Genomic DNA, 26,156 nt, shown 5'->3' with positions numbered 1-26,156 from the left:
TCTCAGTTAATTCAAAATAGCTCCTTTTTAGGGGCTATTTTTATTTTTGAGTTATGAAACTTGTAGACTTACATTTGAAAGTAGGGAATAAACTCAACCTGTCAAAATCCTTTGCTATACTATGCCCAAGTTTGTATTTAAGAGAAGTTAGGAAGGATTATGCGTATTGACCAACGTGCATTAGACCAATTACGTGAAGTGAAAATTACACGAAACTACACCCGTTATGCTGAAGGTTCTGTGCTGGTCGAATTTGGTCACACCAAAGTCCTTTGTACTGCAAGCATTGATAACTCAGTGCCACGCTTTTTAAAAGGCCAAGGCCAAGGCTGGGTAACGGCAGAATATGGCATGCTACCGCGTTCAACACATTCACGTTGTGACCGTGAAGCGGCTCGTGGTAAACAAACTGGCCGTACTCAAGAAATCCAACGTTTGATTGGCCGTAGCTTACGTGCGATGGTTGATTTGAAAAAGCTTGGTGAAAACACGATTACTATCGACTGTGATGTCATTCAGGCTGATGGCGGTACGCGTACTGCTTCAATCACTGGTGCTGCTGTAGCATTAGTTGATGCGATGAATGTTTTATTGTCTCAAAAGAAAATTAAGCATGATCCGCTTAAAGGGTTGGTTGCTGCAATTTCTGTCGGTATGTATCAAGACGAAGTGTTGCTTGATCTTTGCTATGAAGAAGACTCGAACTGTCAAACTGACTTAAATGTAGTAATGACACAAGCTGGCGAGTTTATTGAAATTCAAGGTACTGCCGAAGACAAACCGTTTACCCGCGCTCAAAGCAATGCCATGTTAGAAATGGCTGAAAAAGGGATTGCCGAGCTCATTAAAAAGCAACAAGAAGCTTTAGGCTGGTAATTTTACGCTTTCTGAAAAACGCATCTTCGGATGCGTTTTTTTATGCCTTCATCAAACCGACATAAAAACATCACTTGCCTGTCACTTTTACGCTTTATTAGTAGTTCGCATTTAAACCGTTTGGAAAAAACCAATGCGAAAACTTTCACTTTTATTAATTACCTCTTTAGCACTCATGCTCAGTGCTTGTAACGATGATAACGACTCAGATAATTCATCGCCAACAACACCGCCCACCAGTAATTGCAAAATGCACTGTGCACCATAATAAGAACTAGGATAGAACTAATGAATCGTCGCGAATTTCTTTTAAACTCTACAAAAACCATGTTTGGGACAGCTGCTTTAGCGAGTTTCCCGCTGAGTATTCAAAAAGCCTTAGCTATTGATGCCAAAGTTGAAAGTGGAACTATTCAAGATGTTAAACACATCGTGATTTTGACTCAGGAAAACCGTTCATTTGATAATTATTTTGGAACACTCAAAGGTGTACGTGGTTTTGGTGATCGTTTTACCATTCCAATGACGGAAAGCCGAAAGGTTTGGGAACAATATGATGCGAATAAAAAGAAAGTATTGCCTTACCATTTAGATAGTCGTTTAGGAAATGCTCAGCGTGTTTCAGGTACACCTCACTCATGGTCTGATGGCCAAGCAGCTTGGGACAATGGCCGTATGAGTGATTGGGTCGCTTATAAAAAACCACAGTCGATGGGCTATTATAAAAAACAAGAAGTCGAATATCAGTTTGCTTTAGCGAATGCTTTTACCATTTGTGATGCTTACCACTGTGCTATGCATGCTGGGACCAACCCAAACCGTAAGTTTATTTGGACTGGAACTAATGGTCCTACAGGTGCAGGTGTTGCGAGTGTTGTAAATGAATTTGATGGGATTGGGGCATCAACAGAAGGTTATGAATGGACGACTTATCCTGAGCGCTTACAGCAGGCTGGCGTAACATGGAAAGTCTATCAAAATATGCCAGATAACTTTACCGATAACCCGTTAGCTGGTTTCAAACAGTATCGCCGTGCAAATGAGCAATCTGGTCAACCTGTCAGTAACGACACGCTAACGTGTCCAGCATACGACGAAAAGATTGATGCGACTCAACCACTTTACAAAGGTATTGCCAATACCATGCCAGACGGTGGTTTTTTAGGAACTTTTAAAGCTGATATCGCCCAAGGTAAATTACCGCAGGTGAGTTGGTTGGTCGCTCCTGCAACTTACAGTGAACATCCGGGGCCATCTAGTCCTGTACAAGGTGCTTGGTATATTCAGGAAGTATTAAATGCATTAACTGAAAACCCTGAGCTGTGGAGCCAAACCGTTTTATTGGTGAACTTCGATGAAAATGACGGTTTCTTTGACCATGTTCCTTCACCAAGTGCACCGTCTAAAGATGTAAACGGTGTTGTATATGGAAAAACGACTTTAAACGATCAGCAAGTGTCTTATGAGTACTTTAACCATCCAGCAGTAGCGACTTCAAAATCTCAACCTAAGCCAGATGGTCGAGTGTATGGACCAGGTGTACGTGTTCCAATGTATGTGATTTCGCCGTGGAGCCGTGGAGGATGGGTAAATTCTCAAGTCTTTGACCATACCTCTATTTTACAGTTCTTGGAAAAACGCTTTGGTGTGCAAGAACCTAACATTAGTCCTTACCGCCGTGCTGTATGTGGTGATTTAACGACGGCATTTAATTTTAAAACACCGAACCTTCTGCCTGTTGCTGAACTAGATGGGAAGAAAACCAAAGCCGAAGCCGATGCGATTCGTGTTGCTCAAGCTTTATTGCCACAAGTTCCTGTTCCGAGCCAGCAGCAATTTCCTCAGCAGGAAATGGGAATTAGGCCATCACGTGCTTTGCCATATATTTTGCACACCAGTGCCAAAGTCGATACCACTCAAAAAACGGTTAAGCTGATGTTCTCTAATACAGGTAAACAGGCAGCCGTTTTCCATGTCTATAACCGACTAGATCTAACAGTAATTCCACGTCGTTATATGGTTGAGGCGGGTAAACAGCTCGATGATGTATGGAATGCTACAAATGGGCAGTACGATTTGTGGGTGCTTGGACCAAATGGTTTCCATCGCGCGTTTAAAGGCGATTTGAGTCAAGCTAACCAGACTCAAGTATTACCGGAAATTAGAGTGTGTGTGGAAGAGTGTGATGCGAATTTGTATTTAAAAGTGCGTCATGATGGTAATAAGTCAGTCAAGCTAAACGTCAAAGCAAATGCTTATCTTCCAAACAAGACATGGACGATTGAAACCAATAGTTCTGAAAAAGAATTAGTTTGGGATATGTCTGAATTTGGTGGCTGGTATGACTTCACTGTGACTTTAGCTGATGATACTACTTTCAGTCGTCGTTTCGCAGGCCGTATAGAAACTCAAGAAGATTCAATTTCTGATCCATATATGGGTTATCTAGAGTCTTAGGTTGGTAAGTTATTTCTGTTAATGAAGGTATTGAAATTTATTCCTCATTAATTGGTGCTAAAAGTCATCTGCAACCTGTCTATAATCTATAAGGATCTTATTTTTGCAACAAAATAGGATAGAGGATGAAAGTGGGCAGGTTTTGCAGATGACAATGCCTTTGGTTACTTTGGGCAAAACCAAAGTAACAGAATGAGCTGTTGGCAAAAAATTCTAAGCGATAAGACTCTGTCGCGTAGGAAAAGAGATATCCATGTCACGATAGTAAATAAAGGGAGTTATGCTGTTGATATAAAATATTATGTGGGAATATGCTGTCGTATAGATGAATAATAAAAATAAAGACTTACCTTTTGTAACAGAATCTCCTAAGCCTGGTCATATTTATCTTTTACCTTGAAACCCTGAATTTTTAAAGTAATGGGGAAAATTTATGCTACAAGGTTTTATTGTATTATTAGCAGTAGTGACATTTGTTCTAATGGCTGCCGATCCACGTGATAGTGGGGCACAAGCGACTCAGTCAGCGTGGCAAAAAACACAAGCGGCAGACATGACCAAGTCGCAAAAAAATACCAATAATGACGCAGATTTTATCTAAGCATTAAAACGCATAGATAAATCAACAGCTCTAACGTCTTTAGTTAGGACGCCCATAGAAATATAGTCAACGCCAGTGGTGGCAACTTCACGCAAGTTTTCAATGGTGATATTGCCAGAGGCTTCGAGTTTACAGCGACCTGCTACATGTTTAACTGCATCAATCATTTGCTGTTGACTGAAGTTATCGAGCATGACAATGTCCGCCCCAGCTTCAAGCGCTTGATTTAGTTCATCCCAAGTTTCAACTTCGACTTCAACAGGTTTGCCCGGTGCAATTTGATGTGCTTTGGTGATTGCTTGAGCAATACCACCCGCTGCCATAATATGGTTTTCTTTAATTAAGAACGCATCAAATAAGCCAAGACGATGGTTTTGTCCGCCCCCGATAGCAACCGCATATTTTTGTGCAATACGTAAGCCTGGTAGAGTTTTACGTGTATCGAGAAGTTTTGTATTTAAACCTTCAAGATGTTGAACATATTCAGCAGTTTTTGTTGCAACAGCAGACAAAGTTTGAATAAAGTTTAAAGCAGGGCGCTCTACAGTCAGTAAGCTACGTGCAGAACCAGCAAGCTTTAAAAAGGCTTCGTTTGCAGCAACACGTTCACCTTCTTGTTTTAGCCAAGTCACCTGAACAGTATTGTCATAAGCTGAGATGAGCGCATTAACCCACGGTTGTCCAGCTAAGACCATATCTTCGCGGCTAATAATGGTTGCCGTGGCTTGCTCATCTTCAGGTGTGAGCATAGCGGTAATGTCACCGTCCCCAATATCTTCTTGTAATGCTTGTTGAATATTGATTTGAATTGATTGTTCAAGCAAAGACTGAGGTATGCTCATACGGTTTCCATTTTGTCGATGACCCTAAAACTTGCGATATATTAGCATCGTCGACCTGAAAAATAAGCTATTTTATGAGATTAATCGCGATAAACAATCGCATTTACTGCTTTGAAAAGCGCATAACTGTTTTAAACTAAAACAATTGGCAAGCAATTTATTGGCGTCTCAATGAAGCAAATCACACCGTATGAAGTTATAGATGGACAATTAAAAGGGGCGAGACAAATCCCTTCTCCAAATTTTAACCAGCGTCCGACTGGCACCGAAATTCAAATGATTGTGGTTCATAATATTAGTTTGCCGCCGTCTCAATTTGGAGGTGGCTATATTGAGCAGTTTTTTCAAAACAAGTTAGATTGGTCAGTTCATCCTTATTTTCAGACTATTGAAGGCATGCAAGTTTCTACACATCTGTTAATTTTACGAACAGGTGAAGTTCTACAGTTTGTTAACTTTAACGAGAGAGCATGGCATGCAGGGCGTTCAAGTTATTTAGCCAAAGTAGAATGCAACGATTATTCAATTGGTATAGAACTTGAAGGAAGTGATGATTTACCTTTTGAAGATGTACAATATGAAGTATTAACTGACGTTGTTACTGCTATTCGCCAAGCTTATCCAGAAATTAAAAACCATATTGCAGGGCATTCAGATGTTGCTCCTGGCCGAAAAACCGATCCAGGCCCTTATTTTAAATGGCAGCACTTTAGACAATTGTTAGCTCAGAAAAAAACTTGAGTTTGTTCATCATTTCACAACGAAAAGATTTTCTAGTTTCATTACAATAGCGTCTTTCGAATATAGCTGTAGGTGAGTGCGATGGCATTGTGGCGATCGACTTTTATTGTCAGTGCAATGACGATGTTGTCACGAGTGTTAGGATTAGTACGTGATGTCGTATTGCTCAACGTGTTTGGTGCAGGTAAAGATTTTGATACCTTCGTCGTCGCTTTTCGTATTCCTAACTTCTTTCGACGACTATTTGCCGAAGGCGCCTTTTCTCAGGCCTTTATCCCAGTCTTAACTGAATATAAAACAGGTCGAGCACACGCTGAAGTACAGATCTTAATTAGTCGGGTATTTGGCTGTTTGCTAACAGTTATGACCTTACTCACTTTTGTGGCTATGGTTTTAGCACCTGCAATCATCTATATGTACGCACCGGGCTTCCACAGTGATCCAGAAAAGTTCGATTTAGCCGTCAGCATGTTCCGTTTGACTATTCCATATCTAATGTTTATGTCGCTCACGGCTTTTGCTAGCAGCATCTTAAATAGTTATGGTTCGTTTGCCTCACCAGCTTTTTCACCAGTTTTGTTAAATGTAGCGATGATCGCAGGAGCGTGGTGGCTTACGCCGTATATGGCTGAGCCAATCAAAGCATTAGGCTGGTCAGTTGTTGCGGCTGGGGTATTACAGTTAGCGATACAAATTCCTGAATTGTGGCGTAAAAACCTACTGATTCCACCTAAAGTTGATTTTAAACATGAGGGTGTAGAGCGTATTTTAAAATTAATGCTTCCAGCATTATTTGGTGTATCGGTGACTCAGATTAACCTATTGCTAAATACGATTTGGGCATCTTTCATGCAAGATGGTTCAGTGTCTTGGCTCTACAGTGCTGAACGCATGACTGAGCTACCTTTAGGTTTAATTGGGGTTGCGATTGGTACAGTAATTTTGCCTTCGCTTTCTGCCCGTCATGCAGAGCAGGATCAAGCAAAGTTCCGCGGCATGATCGACTGGGCTGCAAAAGTCATTGTATTGGTAGGATTACCGGCAAGTATTGCTTTATTTATGCTTTCAACACCGATTATTCAAGCATTATTCCAGCGTGGTGAGTTTGATCTACGTGATACACAAATGACAGCTCTAGCATTGCAATGTATGAGTGCAGGTGTAATTTCTTTCATGCTGATTAAAGTATTTGCACCTGGTTTCTATGCACAACAAGACACAAAAACACCAGTGCGCGTAGGCTTAATGTCGGTCGCAGCTAATGCAATTTTAAACGTTGTATTTATTGGTTTCTTTAAGCTTATTGATTGGCATGCAGAACATATGGCACTTGCACTAGCATCTTCAGGTTCAGCGTTAGTAAATGCCGGTTTACTCTACTTCTATTTGCATAAGCGTAATATTTTCCGATTTGGTCCGCATTGGAAGAAATTAGGACTTCAATATGGTTTAGCGAACCTTGCCATGATTGCAGCGCTTTGGTTTGGGCTCAATTGGTATAACGGAGAGCTTTCACAGTGGTTACGTGTTGCCGAAGTCGTAGGGCTATGTGTAGTTGGGATAATTGCTTACCTGATCGGTTTAATCCTTACGGGTTTTCGACCTAGAGATTTAAAACACTAAAAATAAAAAAAGCGATCTTAAATGATCGCTTTTTTTATACTAATACATTTATTTTGGCAAAACTTGCAGCAATTCAATATCGAAAATTAAAGTGCTATTCGGACCAATCGTATCACCTGCACCGACTTCACCGTAAGCGAGATTTGCAGGGATAAAGAAACGGGTTTTACCGCCTTCTTTCATGGTTTGCAGACCTTCAGTCCAGCCTGCAATCACTTGGCTAAGCTGAAATTCAACTGGATGATTACGTGCGATTGAGCTGTCAAATACAGTTCCGTCGAGTAAACGACCTTCATAATTCACTTTAACACGTGATACAGCTTTCGGTTTTTTACCTGTACCTTCTTTTAATACTTGGTATTGGAGGCCTGATTTAGTCGTGATTACGCCCGATTTTTTTGCATTATCAGCAAGAAATGCAGCACCTGCTTGAGCATTTTGTTGTCCTATTTTTTGAAATTCAACAAGCTGCTTAGCTTCTAAAGTTTTTTTATAATCATTAATCGCTTTCGCCATTTCTTCGTCAGTTAAGCGTGCGGTTTTGTTCTGAGCACCTTCTTGTAAACCCTGATAAAAAATATCAAGATTTAGATCTGTTAAAGCATCAGTATTATTACGGCCCATTAAATAGCCATAGCTATAGCTAAATTGTTCTTTCGCCGGGCTTTTATTTGTAATAGGTGCAGCAGCAAAAACAGATAAACTCATCGTTGATGTTGCAATAATTAAACCGATTTTTTTCATGCCGTTTTCCAAAAAAAAGGAGAGTACTGTTTTACTCTCCTGAATGTTTTTATTTCACTGAAATGAGTTCTACATCAAAAATCAGCGTACTGTTTGCTGGAATGCCAGGAAGTTCCTGAGGGCCATAAGCAAGATTAGATGGAATGAAGAACGTCGCTTTACCACCTTCTTTCATGAGCTGAAGTCCTTCAGTCCAGCCTGGAATAACCTGATTGAGTGGAAACTCAACAGGCTCACCGCGCTTATAAGAACTATCAAAAACTTGACCGTTAATTAAACGGCCTTCGTAATGTACTTTAACCATAGACTGCGCAGTTGGTTGTTTACCTGTGCCTTCTTTAGTGATGATATATTGCAAACCAGACGCTGTAGTTTTTACACCAACTTTTGTTTTATTTTCTGCAAGGAATTGAACATCTGCAGATTCAGACGCTGCACCAGCGGCTTGCTCTGGTTTATCTTGTTGTTGCATTTTTTGCTGCAATTCTTTTTCATAAGCAGCAACAGCAGCTTTTAACTCTTCTTGAGTATATGCACTTGGTTGCTTATTACGAGCATCATGAATCCCTTTCACAAATGATTTTGTGTCAAGTTCAGGTGGAGTTTGCTGAGCAACTTCGTACCCAAGAACATAACTGATTTTTTCAATTGGAGAGGCATTTTTATTTGCTTTGCTTCCGACTTCTGTGGTCGGATGTTGGCTTGCATAATAAACTGGTACAAGTGCAGCACCGCCTAAAACTACAGCGACAGCAATGGGTAAGGCTTTACTCATAAAAGGTTCCAAAAATAATCATTTGAGTCTAAAAAGGCTGCTTTTGATCTTAGCATGCTTAAGCATAGAATGTTTAAGAAAAAAAACGAGTGGTTTTTTATATATTTTAGTTAGTTTTAGTAGGAGTAGACTTAAAAAAATCTTAAATAAAAAAACCGGATCATTTGATCCGGTTCTCTTATCACTTTACGATTAATCTTCTTTTTGTGCTTTATAAGCATAGGCATAGTTATAGCCATAACCATAACCCGCGCTCGCACGTTGAATATCGTTAAGGATAAAGCCGTTGACTTTAACACCTGCTTGTTCAAAGCGATTAAGCGTTAATTCAAGCTCTTTCATTTGCGACTTAGCATAACGCGCAACAATTAAGTTCACACCAGTATATTGTGAAATAATAATACCATCGGTTACTGCAAGTACTGGTGGAGTATCGATAATGATATGATCATATTGACTTTGTAGCTGTTCAAGTAACTCTTTAAATTGGTTTGAGCTTAAAATCTCTGAAGGATTTGTTGGGCTTTTACCACGAGTAATCACATCAAGGTTAGCAACTTGAGTTTTGTGTAATACTTTTTGTAGATCAGCTTGTCCACTTAATAATTCAGAAAGACCTGGTTTCACATCAACGTCGAAGTATTTATGCATATAACCACGGCGCATATCGGCATCAATGAGTAGTACGCGTTTATCACCTTGAGCGAAAATAGTTGCAAGGTTGGTCGAAATAAATGATTTACCCACTTCTGGAGAAGGGCCAGCAATCATAATGATATTATTTTTTGCATTTGCTAAAGCAAAGTGAATCGCGGTACGGATACTACGTAAGCTCTCAATTGCGATGTCATCACCATTTTTAACAGCAAGAATAGGAATACTTTTCTTCTTCTTTAAAATCTTGATACGGCTTTCTTGAATTGGAGAACGTGGTACGGTTGCATAGACTGGTAAATCCAACTCATTTTCAATTTGCCCAGAATCTTTAATGCCTGTACGTAACATATTACGTAGTAGGGCGACTAGTATTCCAATAAAACCACCAGCAATAATGGCTAAAATTAAAACAATTAGCTTTTTAGGTTTAATTGGTTCAACTGGTTCAACAGCAGTATCGACGATCCGTACATTACCTATTTCGCCTGCTTTGGCAATACGAAGTTGCTGATAAGTATTCAATAGGGCCGTATAGAGCTGAGTTTTTACTTCAACTTCACGATACAGTTGTAAATATTGGCGTTGTACATCCGGCAATTGCTTTAGAGTACTGTTGAGTTCGCCAATTTGTTTATTAATGGCTGCAATCTGCCCATTAATTTCACGCATTGCAGGATGTTCAGCAGTGTATTTTGCAACCATTTCAGCTTGTTTTTGTTCAAGCTCTGCTTTTTTAGTTTCTAAAGTAATACTCTGAGTTAAATACAACTCAGACTCTTTGGTCACATCAACGGTGTTGTATTGTTGGCGGAATTTATTAAATTGACGCTCTGCATCATCTAGTTGTTTTTTTAGATCTGGGAGTTGTTCATCCAAAAACTTTAAGGTTTGAGCAGATTCAGCTGAGCGACGTTCAATATTTTGTTCGCTATAAGTTGCTAGAATTGCATTTAAAACTTTGGTTATATGCTCTTTATCTTGACCTTGATAAGTTAGCCCTAAAACACCGGTAAGCTTGCCTCGTTCACCGACAGAGTAGTTTGCACTAATAGCATCTACTGCTGCAGGTAAAGATAAGTTGGCAATATTATAAGTTGCATCGAGTTGGTCTTTGGTAAAGATTGCTACTTTCCATAAGCCCTGTGGTCCTACAACCGTGTTAGCTTTGTTTAATGGAACAGTTAATAGGATCTCTTCTGTTTTTGGATCAGTTAAGCGTAAAGACTGCTTATCGAAATTAAGAAGTAAATTCTTGTCTAAATAATCATTAGGAATTTCAAATTGACGGATTTCAAAATTTTTTAGTCCATCTTTAAATAAAACCGATTTTTTAGTGTACTCGGTTTTGTACTCAGTATCGCTTAATAAACGATGAGTAAGCGTATTTTCAGTGCTGGAAACTTGTATATTAAGATGTAAATCTTTAATGACCGAGCCCAAAACTAGACGAGATTTTAAAATTTCAATTTCCGCTTGAGCTGGCGACTTTTGCTCTACCATTTGAGACAAATCACCTAAAAGCGCAGCGGATGCACCTTTACTATCTTCAACCTGAACCAGAGCATCAACCGAGTAGGTGTCGGGTGTTACACGTAAATAGAGAAGGGCACACACAAGACTCAAAATGATGCAGAGTGCTATAAGTTTCCATTGAGCAATCAATGAAAAAAACAATTCTTTTAGATCAATTGTATCTTCGGTATTGGTATTTTGGTTCATAAGTTTAAAATCTTGGTGTTAAATATAAGGTTTCCAGTCAGCAATACACTGTTGAATGAGTTGGCAAGTTTCATCAAAAATAGCTTGATCGTGTTGATAAGGATCTGGCACATTTTTGTTTTGCCAATGTCCTAAGCGATAGGTTTTACCTTTTGCAAAGGGCCAAGTTTGCTCAATATGTTTTTGCTGGTTGTGACTCATGACCAAAATAAGGTCGGCTTTTTTAATATGCTCAGCATTTAGTTTACGTGCGACATGAGGTTGCATGTCGATACCTAAGCGTTGCATACAAATTTGTGCTTTATTGTCTGCTTGATGCCCCACTAGTCCAGAAATACCCGCAGATTCAATATTTAACTGTGGATATTCGTATTTTAAGAAGTATTCTGCCATAGGACTACGGCAAATATTTCCAATACAAACCACCAAAATATTTTTAATTTGCATAATATTATTGGCCCAAACGATCTATGTTATATAAAGCATTTGAGAATGGAATAATCTGGTTAATCACACGCTGCCAACGAGTTAATCCAGTCGCATCAACATAGACAATATCATTACTCCGTAATTTAAACTGATTAGCCAAACCGAAGTCACCAATACTCATTAAATTCAAATGATAAATTTCAGTTGTATAGTCATTAGGATTAGTACGTACCACATAAATTCGACTTGCACTTGCAGAGTTCGGGTTAATTCCTAAACTTTCACCTAAGGCATCAGTTAAGGTCATGCCTTGATCACGCATTGGTAACGCTTGGTTTTTACCTGATTCGCCCATCACATAAATTTTCTGGTTTTCACGAGTGCTGACATAAATTGTATCATTTGGTTGAACGAGTAGCTTATGTAGTGAATAACCCGCTTTCTCTAGATCAATTGTATTTAAGTTATAAGTTCGGCCATTTCGAATGAGTTGAATATAAGTATTGTCCCCAGTCGTAGTTACACCACCGGCTAAACCTAATGCTGTGTAAATACTTACGGGCTGATCACTTAAATAAAATTGACCACCTTTAGTGACACTACCTTGTACAGAAAAGCGCTGACCTTCATAGGAAAGTACTCGTACAACCACATCTGGATTCTTTAAAAAGCGCGCAAGTTGACTACGGAGCTCACGGTTCACTTGAGCAAGTGTTTTGCCCGATGCTTTATAACGGCCAACTAAAGGAAATTGAATATACCCACTTTGATCAATTGGGTAACCATTAGCCTGAATAGATTGTTCATTACTAATGCCATTAACTGGAGGGGTAATTTCCGGATAAGCCCAAAGTTGAATAGAGAGTACATCACCAGGGCTTAAGCGGTAAATTGATTGCTGAGTTTTAAATAAACTTGCATAGTCACGTTGATAGTCTATTTGAGCAGGTTGTATTGCTGGTAGTGTTTCTTGAGAAATTTTAACAACATTAACCGTAGTTCCAAGGTCAGTTTTATAAATGCCTTCATTTGGAATGTCATAGGTTTGTAAGCCGGAAGTGACTGCACAGCTAGCGGCACTCAAACTTAAGGCAAGAACAGAAAAAAACTGGCAATACTTCACACGCAACCCTTTGTGTATTTATCTTTAATTGATATTGTCTACTGCATAGTAACAATTGCATTAAACGCAGGTTGAACAGATTCTAGCTGAAAAGAAATGAAAAAACACCGAAAAAATCGCAGGGCTTTGTATGTTTAGTTTATCTGGGGCTGAGTTTTAAACAGCGGTCATGGTGTAGAAATATTAAAAATGTATAATTTTGGCTAAATTGGCAAAGATTACTTATAAATGTTGTAAACACATTTATACAATTGGCGTACGGTGCAAACTTAAAATCTGATATAGTACGTTGCATTGTAAGTGCCAAAAGCATGATTTATTAGATATAAACTCTAAGGAAAAAGGCTCGTTTATATGCAAATTGCCAATTTAAAAATAGCAATTATTGGGTTGGGCTATGTAGGCTTACCATTGGCAGTTGAGTTTGGGAAAAAAGTACCTGTCGTTGGTTTTGATATTTATCAAAAACGTATTGATGAGCTCAAAAACGGTAAAGATCATACCTTAGAAGTATCAACACAAGAATTACAACAAGCGGTGCAATTAAGTTATACCGCTGACTTGGCGGACTTAAAAGACAGCAACTTCTTTATTGTAACGGTCCCCACTCCAATTGATGACTTTAAACAACCGGATCTTACGCCTTTAATTAAAGCATCGACCAGTATTGGTCACGTGCTTAAAAAGGGCGATGTGGTAGTTTATGAGTCAACGGTATACCCAGGCGCAACAGAAGAGGTATGTATTCCTGTTTTGGAAAAAGTTTCAGGTTTAAAATTTAATCAAGACTTTTTCGCAGGTTATAGCCCTGAGCGAATTAACCCAGGTGATAAGCTTCACCGCGTAACTAATATTTTAAAAATTACTTCAGGTTCTACACCTGAAATCGCTGATTATGTTGATGAAGTATATAATCTGATTATTGAGGCAGGAACTCATAAGGCGCCGAATATAAAAGTAGCAGAAGCTGCCAAAGTGATTGAGAACACCCAACGTGATGTCAATATTGCTCTTATTAATGAATTGGCGCTTATTTTTAATAAATTAGATATTGATACAGAAGATGTGCTTAAAGCCGCGGGTACAAAATGGAATTTTTTACCATTCCGTCCTGGGTTAGTTGGTGGACACTGTATTGGGGTAGATCCATATTATTTAACCCATAAAGCCCAATCTATTGGATTGCATCCGGAAATTATTTTAGCGGCCCGACGCTTAAATGATCGTATGGGTGAACATGTGGCAACCCAACTTATCAAAGAAATGGTGAAACAGCGTATACAAGTTGTTGGTGCTCGTATTTTGGTGATGGGTCTTAGTTTTAAAGAAAACTGTCCAGATATTCGTAATACAAAAATTGTCGACTTTATTAAAGCCCTTAAAGAATATGATCTCGACTTAGATATATATGATCCATGGGTCGATGATACAGAAGTACAACACGAATATGGTTTAGCACCAATTAAAGAATTACAACAAGGCTTGTATGATGCGATCGTCATTGCGGTAGCACATAACCAGTTTAAATCCATGAGTGTTGAAGAGTTCCATGCTTTAGGTAAAGAAAAGCATGTGCTTTATGATTTGAAATATGTTTTGGATAAAGAAAGTTCAAATATTAGACTTTGATTAGGGTTTTATAATGTCTACAGATATTCAATTAAATTTAATTGGCAGAACACAAGAGCTTTTTGTTGATGATATTCAACATTGGAATAATAAGTTAATCGAAATTGTTTCCTCATCGAAGTTTTTAGTTTTAGGGGGGGCGGGGTCTATTGGCCAAGCAGTTGTTAAAGAAATTTTTAAACGTAATCCTAAGAAACTACACGTTGTTGATATTTCAGAAAATAATTTGACAGAAGTTGTTCGTGATATTCGTAGCTCATTTGGCTATATCGATGGTGATTTCCAAACATTTGCACTAGATATTGGCTCTGCTGAGTATGATGCATATATTCAGAATGATGGTGATTTTGACTACGTTTTAAATCTTTCCGCTTTAAAGCATGTGCGTAGTGAAAAAGATCCGTTTACATTAATGCGAATGATTCATGTCAATATTTTGAATACTGAAAAAACGATTCAGCAGTCTATTGAAAAAGGCGTGAAAAAGTATTTCTGCGTTTCGACAGATAAAGCTGCTAACCCTGTAAATATGATGGGTGGCTCAAAGCGTATTATGGAAATGTTCCTTATGCGTCAAAGTCAGCATATTGATATTTCCACGGCTCGTTTTGCGAATGTTGCATTTTCAGATGGTTCTTTATTACATGGTTTTAATCAACGTATTCAGAAAAACCAGCCAATTGCTGCGCCAAATGATATTCGCCGTTATTTCGTTACTCCAAAAGAGTCAGGTGAGTTGTGCCTCATGTCTTGTTTACTAGGTGAGAATAGAGATATTTTCTTCCCTAAGCTTAGCGAGCACTTACACCTCATTACTTTTGCTGATATTGCAGTCAAATATCTTAATAACCTTGGATATGAGCCGTATTTGTGTGAGTCTGAGGATGAAGCGCGTAGCTTAATTCAGACTTTGCCAAAACAAGGAAAATGGCCTTGTTTATTTGCTGGAAGCACAACTACGGGTGAGAAAGATTTCGAAGAATTCTTTACCGATAATGAAACTTTAGATATGCAACGTTTTAATAATTTAGGGGTTATTAAAAACGAGCTAAATGTTGAAGAAGATAAATTGCATGTATTTGAAGAAAAAATTCATGCAATGCTATTAAATAAGCAATGGAATAAAGAAGAAATTGTTGATCTATTTAACTATATGATGCCTAACTTTGGACACAAAGAAACAGGTTTATATTTAGATGGGAAAATGTAATGGATACTTCTAAATTTAATCAGTTTGTACGAGACATTTATCGTACCAATAATTTTATTCCATTACATGAACCTCGTTTTCTTGGTAATGAAAAAAAATATGTATTAGATACGATTGATAGTACTTTTGTCTCTAGTGTTGGTGCATATGTAAACGACTTTGAAGCCAAAGTTCAACAGTTTACAGGCTGTGCTAAAGCTATTGCGACTGTTAATGGAACAGCTGCATTACATATTGCTCTTTTACTAGCTGGTGTAAAGCGCGACGATATCGTAATTACGCAAGCTTTGACTTTTGTCGCAACTTGTAATGCCTTGTCTTATATTGGCGCGGAACCATTATTTATTGATGTTTCATTGAAGACACTCGGCTTGTGTCCAAAAGCATTAGACGCTTATTTGCAAGAAAATGCTTTTATTGATGACCAAGGTGTATGTAAACACAAAGCAACGAATAAACGTATTTCTGCAATCGTTCCAATGCATACATTTGGCCATCCAGTTGAAATTGATGAGCTTCAACAGGTCGTAACTAAGTGGAATATTGCATTAGTTGAAGATGCTGCTGAAAGTTTAGGTTCTTACTACAAAGGTAAACATACCGGAACTTTTGGTTTAGTTTCAGCACTTAGCTTTAATGGAAATAAAGTCATCACTACAGGTGGCGGCGGTATGGTCTTGTGTCAAGATGAAGAACTTGGCATAAGAGCGAAGCACATTACGACAACTGCAAAAATACCGCATCCTTATGAGTTTTATCATGATGAAAATGGTTTTAACTACCGTTTACCAAATTTGAATGCTGCTTTAGGTTGTGCACAAATGGAAGGCTTGGAAGGTTTTCTTGCTAAAAAGCGTGATTTAGCTCAGCAATATCAAGATTTCTTTAAAGATAGTGATATTTCATTTGTTGTGGAACCTGAAGACTGCCGATCTAACTATTGGTTAAATGCCATTGTTTGCAAAGATAAGGCTCAACGAGATTTGATTTTGGATGAAACCAATTCAAATAAGGTTATGACTCGCCCAATCTGGACTTTAATGACCAGATTGCCAATGTACCAAACTGCATTACAAGGCGATTTAACTAACTCATTATGGTTGGAAGAAAGAGTTGTAAATATTCCAAGTTCGGTTCCTTTGGAGTAATAAGAATGAAAAAAATAGCCGTTTTTACAGGAACTCGGGCTGAATATGGTTTGCTGTATTGGTTAATGCGAGATATTCAGCAAGATCCAGAGCTAGAGTTACAAATTCTAGCTACGGCTATGCATTATTCACCTGAGCATGGCGAAACTTGGAAAACTATTGTTCAAGATGGTTTCGAAATTACCGAATCGGTAGAAATGCTATTGTCATCTGATACGTCGTCCGCTGTTGTGAAATCAATGGGTGTTGGCTTACTTGGATTTGCAGATGCATTGAAACGTATGCAACCTGATTTATTAGTTGTTTTGGGTGATCGTTTCGAGGCTTTGGCAGTGACTCAAGCTGCTTTAATCATGCATGTACCTGTTGCACATTTGCATGGTGGTGAAATCACTGAAGGTGCATATGACGAATCAATTCGTCATGCGATTACTAAAATGTCTAATATTCATTTTGCCGCGGCAGAGGAATATAAGAAACGAATTATTCAATTAGGCGAGCAACCAGATAAGGTATTTAATGTTGGCGCGCTAGGGTTAGATCATATCCAGCGTACAACATTTAAAAATATTACAGAATTAAGCGAATTATATGATTTTGATTTTTCAAAACCATATTTTCTCATTACTTATCATCCCGAAACTAATTTACTAGAAGAAAATGTTGCGCCTTTATTTGATGCACTTAAGCAAATAAAAGATGTCAATTTTGTCTTTAGTTATCCAAATGCCGACAATGGTAATACTAATATTGTGAAAGCAATGCTTGATTTAAAAGCACAGTTGCCAGATCGCGTATTGCTTGTAAAGAGTTTTGGTATTCAAAATTATTTAAGTGTTTTGAAAAATGCTTTAGCTATGGTGGGTAACTCATCAAGTGGCTTATCAGAGGCTCCTGCGTTACAGGTTCCAACAGTAAATATTGGTGATCGTCAAAAAGGACGTTTGCGTTGTGAATCTATCCTTGATGTTAAATTAGAGGAAAATGAAATTTTAGAAGCATTGCAAAAAGCAATTAATTTCCCAGACGATGAATTGAGTAAAGTTGTTCCACCATTAGGGTTAGGCAATACTTCTCAGAAAATAATTGAACTTATTAAAACGACGGATTTTAAAAAGAAGGCACCATTTTATGATCTTTAATCAAGACGAAATTTATGTCATTGCAGAAATTGGTGTAAATCATAATGGCTCTGTAGAGTTAGCAAAAGAGCTTATTTTAAAAGCCAAAGAATGCGGTGCGAATGCTGTCAAATTTCAAACATTTAAAGCAGATAGTTTATTATCTGATCAAACTGAAATGGCTGCATATCAAAAAGAAAATACTGGTTCTAGTCAAAGCCAATTAGAGCTTGTAAAAAGTTTAGAGCTCACTTATGAGCAGACAGAAGAAATACAGAAATTTTGTGATGAACACCAAATTACTTTTATTTCAACGCCGTTTGACTCTGATAGTTTGAAGTTCTTGGTGAATGAGATCGATGTACCTTACTTGAAAGTCTCATCTGCTGATATTTCAAATTTACCGTTTCTTTATGAAATTGCATGTTCAAAAAAGCATGTCATTTTATCTACAGGAACAGCAAGTTTAGGTGATATTGAACAAGCCTTATCAGTATTTGCTTTTGTTATCGATAAGGGAACAGACGTTCGACCGTCTCAGCAGTTATTTAGAGAAGCTTATTCTAAAATTTCAGTACGTAAACAGTTGAAAGAACAGGTTTCTATCTTACACTGTGTGACTCAATATCCAGCCTTATTTGAAGAAAGTAATCTTAAAGCCATTTCAACTTTAAAAAATGTATTTGATTTGGCAACAGGGTTTTCTGATCATACGCTTGATGAATACGCAGCGGTTATTGGTGTAAGTCTTGGTGCCCGCATTTTCGAGAAGCATATTACATTAGATAAAACGATGGCTGGCCCAGACCACGCAGCATCAATGGAACCAGATGAATTTAAGCATTATGTCGAAATTTTGCATAAAACACATGCAGCTTTAGGCGACGGTATTAAATTTATGCTAGAGCAAGAGAGCGATAACTATTACCTAGTACGTCGTAGTATTGTGGCTAAAACAGATATTGCGGAAGGGGAGCTTTTAACCTCTGACAATGTCACGACAAAACGAGCTGGTCGCGTTTGTTTAGAACCAAATAAGTATTGGGATGTTGTTGGTACAAAAGCAAAACGTAGCTTTAAAAAGAACGATTTTATTGAAATTTAAATGAAAAAACTGGCGATTTTTGGTTCAGGTGGCTTTGCAAAAGAGCTAGTAGATTTAGCAATAGATCAAGGCTACCGCCATATATTTTTTTTAGAAAGAAATGCCAAAGATGGTGACACCTTACTTGGTTTCCCCATTTTGCCTGAATCAGTAATACCGACATTAACGGATACGGTATATGCGATAGGTGTTGCTGATCCGAAGATTCGTAAAAGAATATATGAAGCTTATGCCGATTTATCTTATCCCAATTTGATTCATTCTCAATCATCACTTGGCTATGGCATTCGAGAATTGCTAGAACATAGTAAAGGTGTGGTAATTGCAGCTGGAGCGAGAATTACAAATTCATGTCGTTTTGGTCATTTTATTATAGTAAGTTTTAACAGCACAATTGGGCACGACTGTATTCTAGAAAACTACGTTTCTGTCATGCCAGGTGTTAATGTGTCTGGTTGTATTCATTTGAAGCAAGGCACTTACATTGGAACAAATGCTGCTATTTTGCCGGGCAAAAGTCCAGAGCAATTGAAATATTTAGGTGAAAACTCCGTTATAGGCGCGGGTGCCGTGGTTGTGAAACATACGGAACCGAATAAGGTCTATATTGGATCACCTGCTAAGGAATTAAGTCGTGACTAGAGATGTTAATAATATAATTTTGCATAAAAATGATTCAATTTTGAAAGCATTAGAGCTACTTGATCTATATGCTTTAAGAATTGTTTTGGTCGTTGATGATCACAATCAATTGATCGGAAGTATTACAGACGGTGATATTCGTAGAGGGCTTTTAAAAGGCCAAGATGTGCATGCAGCTGTTGAAACAATCATGCATACTAATCCTTATAGTATTGAAGAAGGTAGCTTAAATAACCGCCAGATTTTTGAGATCATGCGTGAAAAAAGTTATCTGGCATTACCAGTAATTAAAAATAATCAGCTCGTTAATATTATTACGCTTGATGATTTGATTCGTAAAAAACGTAAAGAAAATCCAGTTTTTATTATGGCTGGGGGGTTTGGTACACGTTTACGCCCATTGACAGATACATGCCCAAAACCAATGTTACCTGTTGGTGGTAAGCCTTTACTAGAAACCATTATCTCAAGCTTTAAAAATCAAGGCTTTTATAAATTTTATATTTCTACTCACTATTTACCAGAAGTGATTAATGAGCATTTTGGTAATGGTGAGAAGTTTGACGTACAGATTCAATATGTACATGAAACTGATCCGCTTGGAACTGGCGGTGCATTGAGTTTATTGCCAGCATCAGATATTAAATTGCCATTCATTGTGATTAATGGTGATGTACTAACAAACATGAATTTTGAAAAATTATTGGACTTTCATGAAAAGCGCGAAGCTATTGCAACGATGTGCGTGAGAGAATTCCAATATCAAATTCCTTATGGCGTAGTTAACTCTGAAGATAATGTAATACAAAGTATGACTGAAAAACCAAGTTATTTCTTTGATATTAATACAGGTATTTATGTCATTTCCCCTGAATTGTTGGCACAAGTTAATGCACAGTTTATTGGTATGCCGACTATCTTAGAACAGCAAATGGAAAAGAAAAATAAAGTCTTAAGCTATCCTTTACATGAATATTGGCTCGACATCGGTCATATGGAAGACTATAACCGTGCGCAAAAAGATATTCATATGTTGGGTCTAGAATAATATGAAAAATATTGCTGTTATTGGTTTAGGTAATATTGCTACCCGACATCGTCGTAACCTTAAAATGCTTTTTCCTGAGGCAAAATTAATTGTGATGTCTGCTAGTGGTCGTATTCCTAAAGAGCCGGTGACTGATAGCGATCATATAGCAGAAAGTATTGATGAAATTATTCAGTTGCAAGTTCAGTTTGCAATAATTGCCTCACCAGCTCCTTTTCATGCCCAACATGCAATACCACTTATTAAAGCAGGTATCCCTGTATTAATAGAAAAACCAGTTTCAGTTACCCAGACAGATGCTCAAGCTTTAATTGATGCAGAAGCCCAGTATAAGACACCTGTAGCAGTAGGTTACTGTTTGCGCTATTTACCTTCAGCGCAGCAAGTACGACAAATGATACAAGAGGGTGTCATTGGAAACTTATATAATGCATTTATTGAAATTGGTCAGTATTTACCAGATTGGCGACCTACCAAGGATTATCGCGAAACAGTATCTGCTAAAACTGAATTGGGTGGAGGAGTCCTATTAGAGCTGAGCCACGAGTTAGATTATGCTCAATGGATTTTAGGTTCGCTTACTCCTAAATATGTCGTTTTACGTGCTTCAGAAGAGCTCGGTTTAGAAGTCGAGGATAATGCCGATCTTTTAATGACAACAGCGAAAGGAGCTGTTGTTAATATCCACTTAGACTTTTTGCAGCGTAAAGCACATCGTAAATGCCGTTTTATTGGCAGTGAAGGATGTATTGAGTGGGATTTAATTCGAAATGAAGTTGTGCTTATTAAGGCTAAAGAGCAACAAGAAATTTATAGTGCCCCTGAGTGGGATAAAAATCAAATGTATTTAGAAATGGTTACCGATTTTATTAGAAAAATAAACGGACAGCCAAACCAATCTATAAGTCTGCAAGAAGCTGAAAGAACAGTAGGTCTGATTGTAGAGATGAAAGAATTTGTGACGAAAGAATGAGACTGCTTATATGAGAAATTTTGCATTTATTTTTGCTAGAGGCGGCTCTAAAGGTTTACCTGGAAAAAATATTAAACCATTGGCAGGAAAACCGTTATTACAATATTCAATTGATACCGCTTTAGCATCGGATTTGATTGAACAAGTTTTTGTTTCAACAGATGATCAGGCTATTGCACAAGTCGCTATAGAAGGTGGAGCAACTCTTATAGAGCGACCTGCTGAACTAGCAACTGATCAAAGTCCAGAATGGTTGTCTTGGCGTCATGCAGTTGAGTGGGCAACTGAGCACTATGGCTCATTTGACGGGTTCGTTAGTTTACCTGCAACTAGTCCCTTACGTAGCCAAGAGGATGTAGAGGCTGCGATTTTAAAAAGACAAGCAGAGACAGCTGATATTTGTATTGCAGTTACACCTGCAAGCCGCAGTCCATATTTCAATATGGTTAAGTACAATGAGGCTGGTTTTGTTGAGCTTGTCAATCAGCCTGAAGGTGAGGTATCACGCCGTCAAGATGCTCCCAAAGTTTTTGATATTACAACAGTAGTCTATGCGACAACACCTGAGTTTGTATTAAATAACTATGGTTTATTTTCAGGAAAAGTTGCGAGTATTGAAGTGCCAAAAGCAAGAGCTGTGGATATTGATGATATTTACGATTTTCGTTTAGCTGAAGCTATTATTAAAGGTGAATAACTGATGCAAAATTTATTAGAGAATAAAACCTTTTTAGTAGCTGGTGCCGGTGGACTACTAGGAACACGTTTGGTGGCGGCTATATTAGAGCAAGGCGCAAAAGTTATTGCTGCTGATATAAACCTTGAATCTATGGCAACTCGATTAAGTAGTTTGGGAGTTGATCCTACAAACGAAAAGTTATCGTTGGTTTCTTTAGATGTAACAAATGAATCAAGTGTAAAGTCATTTTTTTCAACAGATCTTAAAATTGATGGAGCTGTTAATACAACATATCCACGTAATAAGACATATGGTTCACATTTTTTTGATGTGACCCTTGAAAGCTTTAATGAGAACTTATCACTACATTTAGGTAGTATGTTTTTGTTCACTCAGCAATGTGCAAAATATTTTACACAATGTCAGACTCCTTTTTCGCTTGTGAATATTTCATCTATTTATGGAGTCGTTGCTCCAAAATTTGATATTTATAACAACACAAAAATGACAATGCCTGTTGAGTATGCTGCAATTAAATCGGCAACACTCCATTTAAACAAATACACAGTTGCTTATGTCAACGATAGTCGATTCCGCATTAATTGTGTAAGTCCAGGTGGTATCTTTGATCATCAACCTGAACCATTCTTAGAAGCATATAAGAGCCATACTCATGGGGCTGGTATGTTAGATGTTACAGAAATCATAGGTTCAGTTTTATTCTTACTTTCTGAACAATCAAGATATGTAACAGGGCAAAATATTATTGTAGATGACGGTTTTAGTTTATAAATGAAATTTAGTGCAATCAAAAAGTATAGGGCTATTGAATGAAGGTATTAAAAGATAGCTTTATTTATTTGATTGGGGAGCTTTTTGCGAAAAGTCTCCCCTTTCTGATGTTGCCATATTTAACGCGTAAACTTGGCCCAGAAGGTTTTGGGGAGTTATCATATTACCTAACTATGTTGTCTTTATTTGTTATATTTGTTGGATTAAGTCAAGATGGTGCTGTTACACGTTATTTCTATTTTTACGGTAAAAAAGCTTTAAATACAGTTGTTAAAGCGGGCTATTTATTTAATATTGCTATTTCTTTCGTCCTTTTGCTGGGTTGTTGGTGGTTTAAAGCGGAAATCATGGCATATGTTGTACTGGCAACAATGTTCCAATCTTTTGTCAATGTCCAACTTGCATTAAGACAGTGTCAAAAGCAACCGTTCAAATATATTACAATCCAAATTATTTTATCCTTAACCAATGTCCTATTTACAGTTGCTGCTCTTGAATACTTCAGTCAAGATCTAGTAGCTTATCGAATATTAGCCATTGTTATTGCTAATTTTACTACATTTTTAATTGCAAGTTTGATATTGGGCGATCTATTTAGAGATAATTATCGCTTTACATGGCAAAGACTGCGTCTCGGGCTATTTTATATTTTTTCGTTTGGGCTACCGCTTATTCTGCATCAGTCTAGCTTCTTTGTTAAAGGGCAACTAGATCGTATTTTTATTTATCAACAATACTCAAAAGCAGAACTAGGAGTTTACTCAGCTGGTGTACAAATAGCAGCTGTATTACCAATTATTCTAATGGCACTCAATAAAGCGATTGTGCCATATTATTATCAAGCACTTAAGGATAACTCTTTAACTATAACTAAGATAAAAAAATATACATTATACAGCTTGCCTTTAAGTATACTGCCTGCTGTAGTAGGTTGGCTTTTGCCTGAACAAGTATATTTATGGTTTTTAGGACAAAGTTATGTGGGTTCAAAGTACTATGTTGTGATGTATCTACTGGGCTTTGGAGCTAACCTACCATATCTTATGTTGGTAAATTACTTCTTTTATCATGGCAAAAACCTAATGATTTCTAAGATAACAACGTTATCATCAATCGTGTATCTAGTCTTTTTATATTTCTTTGCAAAAGAATCCGTAGAACTAATTCCTTATGCATTGTTAATAAGTAATTTTGTATTGCTAATAGTTTTTTGGAAGAGAGTCGAGAATGCGAGAACAATCTAATAAAAACTTGTTGGTCTGTTTAACACCATTACAAATGTTAATAGCATCAAAAATTGTAGAGCAAAATCCTGCATCTTATGATGTACTATGTTTATCATATAATAAAAATGAAAAATATGACCATTATTTCAATAAGTTAAGTCTGGTTTGTGAGAACTCATATAGGTTTATAGTTTATTCTGAAAATAAAATATATAGAATTTTTGATTTCGTTCGCTTTAAGTTTTATCTTTTTAAAATTTTAAAAAATAAATATAGTAAGATTTATTTAGCTAGTATAGATAATCCTTTTTTTCATTTACTATTATCAGTAGTGAAAAAGGATCAAATTTTAACTTTTGATGATGGAACTGCAAATATTTATCAGAAAAGTAATTATTATAATTATCAGAATAAATCTGCTTTACAAAGAGTTGTATTAAAGTCTTTAGGAAATAAGTATAGCACTAAAAGAGTGATTAATGAGAGTGAAAAACACTTTTCAATCTATAAGGGATATAAGAATATTATAGATAATACTAGTTATATTCCAATAATATCTGCTGCTGATCTACCATTATTTGATAAAAAAATTAAGATTTTCTTAGGACAACCTATTCATAATTTAAAGGGTGGTGACGCTGAGAAAATTTTAAGTTTTATAAAAAAAATAGGAGTGGAATATTATTTTCCGCACCCTCGAGAGAATAAAAGGTATGATGGAATAGATTACATTGATTCACCATTAATATTTGAAGACTACATTTTAAAATTGTTGATAGAGGGTTATTTTGTAGAACTTTATACTGTGCTTAGTACAGCTGCTCTTAATGTTGCATCCTTGAGAAATATTGAAATAATAGTGCTACATGAAGAAAATTTAGGTAAAAACTATGCTGAATTTTATCAGTTGTTCGAATCTATTGATTGTAAAACTTTGAATTTTTAGGTTGCTATTGAGATGATCTTGAGAGTAAAAAAAGAGTTCTTATGGTTTCTTATATTAAGTATTCCTTTAGCAATTCTAGTAGGAGATAGGGGTGCTACTCCTGATACTCAGATATATTTTGATGTTTTCAAATATATTAACAATTACAACTTATTAAATCCAAAAGAATTTTATGTACAAACAGGGATGGAAATAGGATTCGGTTGGTACAGTTGGTTACTAAGTTATTTGACTAGCTCTAGTTTTCTTCTTTTTTCATTTTTTTCTTTATTAAATTTCTATTTTATTTATAAAACTGCAAGAGCTTTAAAATTACCATACTTTTATTGTTTGCTATTCTATGTCCCCAGCGCTTATTTCTTTATGCAGCAATTTATGCAGATGAGACAAGGTTTAGCTATAAGTATGGTGATATTCTCTATAGTTAGATTGTTCCAATCTAGGACAGATCTCTTTGCTTGGTGTGTTCTAATAGTATCATTTTTTATACATCAAACATCGGGATTAGTTTTTATATTTGCTGTTATATTTTACTTATTAAAAAATAACTTTTTACTTTCAATAGACAGAATTAAAATAACCTTAATTTTAGCATTTTTTGTTTTTGTTGTTTTATTTAAGTTTTTTTTATTAAATTTTTTGGTTGGATCATTTGAAAGATTGCAGAGTTATGCAAGTACTGATAATTATTCAGAAGATATTGCATTATTTAGTCTACCAAATATAAGAACTATGGTTGTAGTTTCATTTCTTTTATTTTTTTCAAAAGAAAATATTTTAAAAAGAGATGAGTATAAGTTCTTTCTTTATTTAATGGTTATAGCTTTAGCAGCAAGGGTGGGATTCTCTGAGTTTGCTATTATGAGTGGTCGTTTATCAACGGCATTTTCATATGTTGAAATATTTGTGTTACCAATTTTGTTTTTAAGTCGCTTTAACAAACTTTACTGTTTATTATTTGCAATAGTTTACTTTATTTTACAAATAGTTATAACTTTAGGTTTTCAAGCACCTTATCTTCTCGATTTGTACTTTTCTCCTTTATATTGA

The 26,156-nt window shown here is 36.8% G+C and carries 25 protein-coding genes; 19 read left to right on the top strand and 6 right to left on the bottom strand.

What is annotated here, in order from left to right:
• Positions 1-159 precede the first annotated feature (159 nt).
• From rph to J580_RS23420, 4 genes are all read left to right on the top strand, one after another.
• Positions 160-876 carry a ribonuclease PH gene (gene rph, locus J580_RS21170; RefSeq protein ID WP_002120794.1) on the top strand — a complete coding sequence of 239 codons (717 nt, stop codon included), beginning with the start codon at positions 160-162 and terminating at the stop codon, positions 874-876.
• 133 nt (positions 877-1,009) lie between these two features.
• Positions 1,010-1,144: a hypothetical protein gene (locus J580_RS23930; RefSeq protein ID WP_255787789.1), complete on the top strand. Its 135-nt coding sequence runs from the start codon at positions 1,010-1,012 to the stop codon at positions 1,142-1,144.
• A gap of 20 nt (positions 1,145-1,164) precedes the next feature.
• Entirely contained in the window at positions 1,165-3,333 is a 2,169-nt protein-coding gene (locus J580_RS21165; protein ID WP_032005759.1) for a phosphocholine-specific phospholipase C, read from the top strand.
• A gap of 433 nt (positions 3,334-3,766) precedes the next feature.
• A complete protein-coding gene (locus J580_RS23420; RefSeq protein WP_000938939.1) occupies positions 3,767-3,934 on the top strand; it encodes a hypothetical protein in 168 nt (55 codons plus the stop codon).
• Here the strand turns inward: J580_RS23420 and nadC are convergent.
• Positions 3,931-4,776, bottom strand: a complete 846-nt coding sequence (gene nadC, locus J580_RS21155; RefSeq protein WP_032005758.1) for a carboxylating nicotinate-nucleotide diphosphorylase — start codon at positions 4,774-4,776, stop codon at positions 3,931-3,933. The two genes, J580_RS23420 and nadC, sit on opposite strands and share 4 nt — an antisense overlap.
• 171 nt (positions 4,777-4,947) lie before the next feature.
• On the opposite strand from nadC, the gene ampD reads away from it, so the two are divergent.
• Together ampD and murJ are read left to right on the top strand one after the other, a co-directional pair.
• Positions 4,948-5,517 (top strand): 1,6-anhydro-N-acetylmuramyl-L-alanine amidase AmpD, encoded by a 570-nt coding sequence (gene ampD, locus J580_RS21150; RefSeq protein WP_032005756.1) that lies wholly within the window; start codon positions 4,948-4,950, stop codon positions 5,515-5,517.
• A 72-nt stretch (positions 5,518-5,589) separates the two neighbouring features.
• Positions 5,590-7,140 carry a murein biosynthesis integral membrane protein MurJ gene (gene murJ / locus J580_RS21145; protein WP_005804817.1) on the top strand — a complete coding sequence of 517 codons (1,551 nt, stop codon included), beginning with the start codon at positions 5,590-5,592 and terminating at the stop codon, positions 7,138-7,140.
• Positions 7,141-7,188: 48 nt separating this feature from the next.
• Here the strand turns inward: murJ and J580_RS21140 are convergent, their stop codons facing one another.
• The 5 genes from J580_RS21140 to J580_RS21120 all read right to left on the bottom strand — a co-directional run bounded on the left by J580_RS21140 (position 7,189) and on the right by J580_RS21120 (position 12,587).
• Entirely contained in the window at positions 7,189-7,884 is a 696-nt protein-coding gene (locus J580_RS21140; RefSeq protein WP_032005755.1) for an FKBP-type peptidyl-prolyl cis-trans isomerase, read from the bottom strand.
• A 49-nt stretch (positions 7,885-7,933) separates the two neighbouring features.
• Positions 7,934-8,659 carry an FKBP-type peptidyl-prolyl cis-trans isomerase gene (locus tag J580_RS21135; protein WP_032005754.1) on the bottom strand — a complete coding sequence of 242 codons (726 nt, stop codon included), beginning with the start codon at positions 8,657-8,659 and terminating at the stop codon, positions 7,934-7,936.
• A gap of 192 nt (positions 8,660-8,851) precedes the next feature.
• On the bottom strand, positions 8,852-11,035 hold the full coding sequence (locus tag J580_RS21130; protein WP_032005752.1) for a polysaccharide biosynthesis tyrosine autokinase: 2,184 nt from the start codon (positions 11,033-11,035) through the stop codon (positions 8,852-8,854).
• 18 nt (positions 11,036-11,053) lie between these two features.
• Positions 11,054-11,482 carry a low molecular weight protein-tyrosine-phosphatase gene (locus tag J580_RS21125; RefSeq protein WP_032005750.1) on the bottom strand — a complete coding sequence of 143 codons (429 nt, stop codon included), beginning with the start codon at positions 11,480-11,482 and terminating at the stop codon, positions 11,054-11,056.
• Between the two features lie 4 nt (positions 11,483-11,486).
• On the bottom strand, positions 11,487-12,587 hold the full coding sequence (locus J580_RS21120; protein ID WP_032005749.1) for a polysaccharide biosynthesis/export family protein: 1,101 nt from the start codon (positions 12,585-12,587) through the stop codon (positions 11,487-11,489).
• A gap of 354 nt (positions 12,588-12,941) precedes the next feature.
• Between J580_RS21120 and tviB the strand changes: the two genes are divergently transcribed.
• Genes tviB through J580_RS21055 form a run of 13 tightly spaced genes read left to right on the top strand, consistent with a single transcriptional unit; the run spans position 12,942 to position 26,156 of the window.
• Complete coding sequence (gene tviB, locus J580_RS21115; protein WP_032005747.1) at positions 12,942-14,216, top strand: Vi polysaccharide biosynthesis UDP-N-acetylglucosamine C-6 dehydrogenase TviB; 1,275 nt, start codon at positions 12,942-12,944, stop codon at positions 14,214-14,216.
• A gap of 13 nt (positions 14,217-14,229) precedes the next feature.
• On the top strand, positions 14,230-15,426 hold the full coding sequence (locus J580_RS21110) for a UDP-N-acetylglucosamine 4,6-dehydratase (protein WP_032005745.1): 1,197 nt from the start codon (positions 14,230-14,232) through the stop codon (positions 15,424-15,426).
• Positions 15,426-16,574 carry a LegC family aminotransferase gene (locus J580_RS21105; RefSeq protein ID WP_032005744.1) on the top strand — a complete coding sequence of 383 codons (1,149 nt, stop codon included), beginning with the start codon at positions 15,426-15,428 and terminating at the stop codon, positions 16,572-16,574. Before J580_RS21110 ends, J580_RS21105 begins: the two co-directional genes overlap by 1 nt.
• A gap of 5 nt (positions 16,575-16,579) precedes the next feature.
• A complete protein-coding gene (gene neuC / locus J580_RS21100; protein ID WP_032005743.1) occupies positions 16,580-17,716 on the top strand; it encodes a UDP-N-acetylglucosamine 2-epimerase in 1,137 nt (378 codons plus the stop codon).
• Positions 17,706-18,800, top strand: a complete 1,095-nt coding sequence (locus J580_RS21095; protein WP_032005741.1) for an N-acetylneuraminate synthase family protein — start codon at positions 17,706-17,708, stop codon at positions 18,798-18,800. The genes neuC and J580_RS21095 overlap by 11 nt, the downstream gene beginning before the upstream one ends.
• The gene (locus J580_RS21090) at positions 18,801-19,442 is read left to right on the top strand and encodes a sugar O-acyltransferase (protein WP_032005740.1); all 642 of its coding nucleotides are present in this window, start codon (positions 18,801-18,803) and stop codon (positions 19,440-19,442) included.
• Positions 19,435-20,490: a nucleotidyltransferase family protein gene (locus tag J580_RS21085; RefSeq protein WP_002063376.1), complete on the top strand. Its 1,056-nt coding sequence runs from the start codon at positions 19,435-19,437 to the stop codon at positions 20,488-20,490. The genes J580_RS21090 and J580_RS21085 overlap by 8 nt, the downstream gene beginning before the upstream one ends.
• Position 20,491: 1 nt before the next feature.
• Positions 20,492-21,463 (top strand): Gfo/Idh/MocA family protein, encoded by a 972-nt coding sequence (locus J580_RS21080; RefSeq protein WP_032005738.1) that lies wholly within the window; start codon positions 20,492-20,494, stop codon positions 21,461-21,463.
• Between the two features lie 10 nt (positions 21,464-21,473).
• Positions 21,474-22,160: a cytidylyltransferase domain-containing protein gene (locus tag J580_RS21075; protein ID WP_032005737.1), complete on the top strand. Its 687-nt coding sequence runs from the start codon at positions 21,474-21,476 to the stop codon at positions 22,158-22,160.
• 3 nt (positions 22,161-22,163) lie between these two features.
• Positions 22,164-22,934, top strand: a complete 771-nt coding sequence (locus tag J580_RS21070) for an oxidoreductase (RefSeq protein WP_032005736.1) — start codon at positions 22,164-22,166, stop codon at positions 22,932-22,934.
• A gap of 38 nt (positions 22,935-22,972) precedes the next feature.
• Positions 22,973-24,178, top strand: a complete 1,206-nt coding sequence (locus J580_RS21065; RefSeq protein ID WP_032005735.1) for an oligosaccharide flippase family protein — start codon at positions 22,973-22,975, stop codon at positions 24,176-24,178.
• A complete protein-coding gene (locus J580_RS21060; RefSeq protein WP_032005734.1) occupies positions 24,162-25,106 on the top strand; it encodes a glycosyltransferase family 52 in 945 nt (314 codons plus the stop codon). Before J580_RS21065 ends, J580_RS21060 begins: the two co-directional genes overlap by 17 nt.
• Positions 25,107-25,118: 12 nt before the next feature.
• Positions 25,119-26,156: an EpsG family protein gene (locus J580_RS21055; protein ID WP_032005733.1), complete on the top strand. Its 1,038-nt coding sequence runs from the start codon at positions 25,119-25,121 to the stop codon at positions 26,154-26,156.

This window comes from Acinetobacter sp. 1542444 (assembly GCF_000581835.1).
GTDB lineage: Bacteria > Pseudomonadota > Gammaproteobacteria > Pseudomonadales > Moraxellaceae > Acinetobacter > Acinetobacter pittii.
The sequence above is the reverse complement of the archived record's forward strand: the minus strand, read 5'-3'. Positions and strand labels throughout refer to the sequence as shown.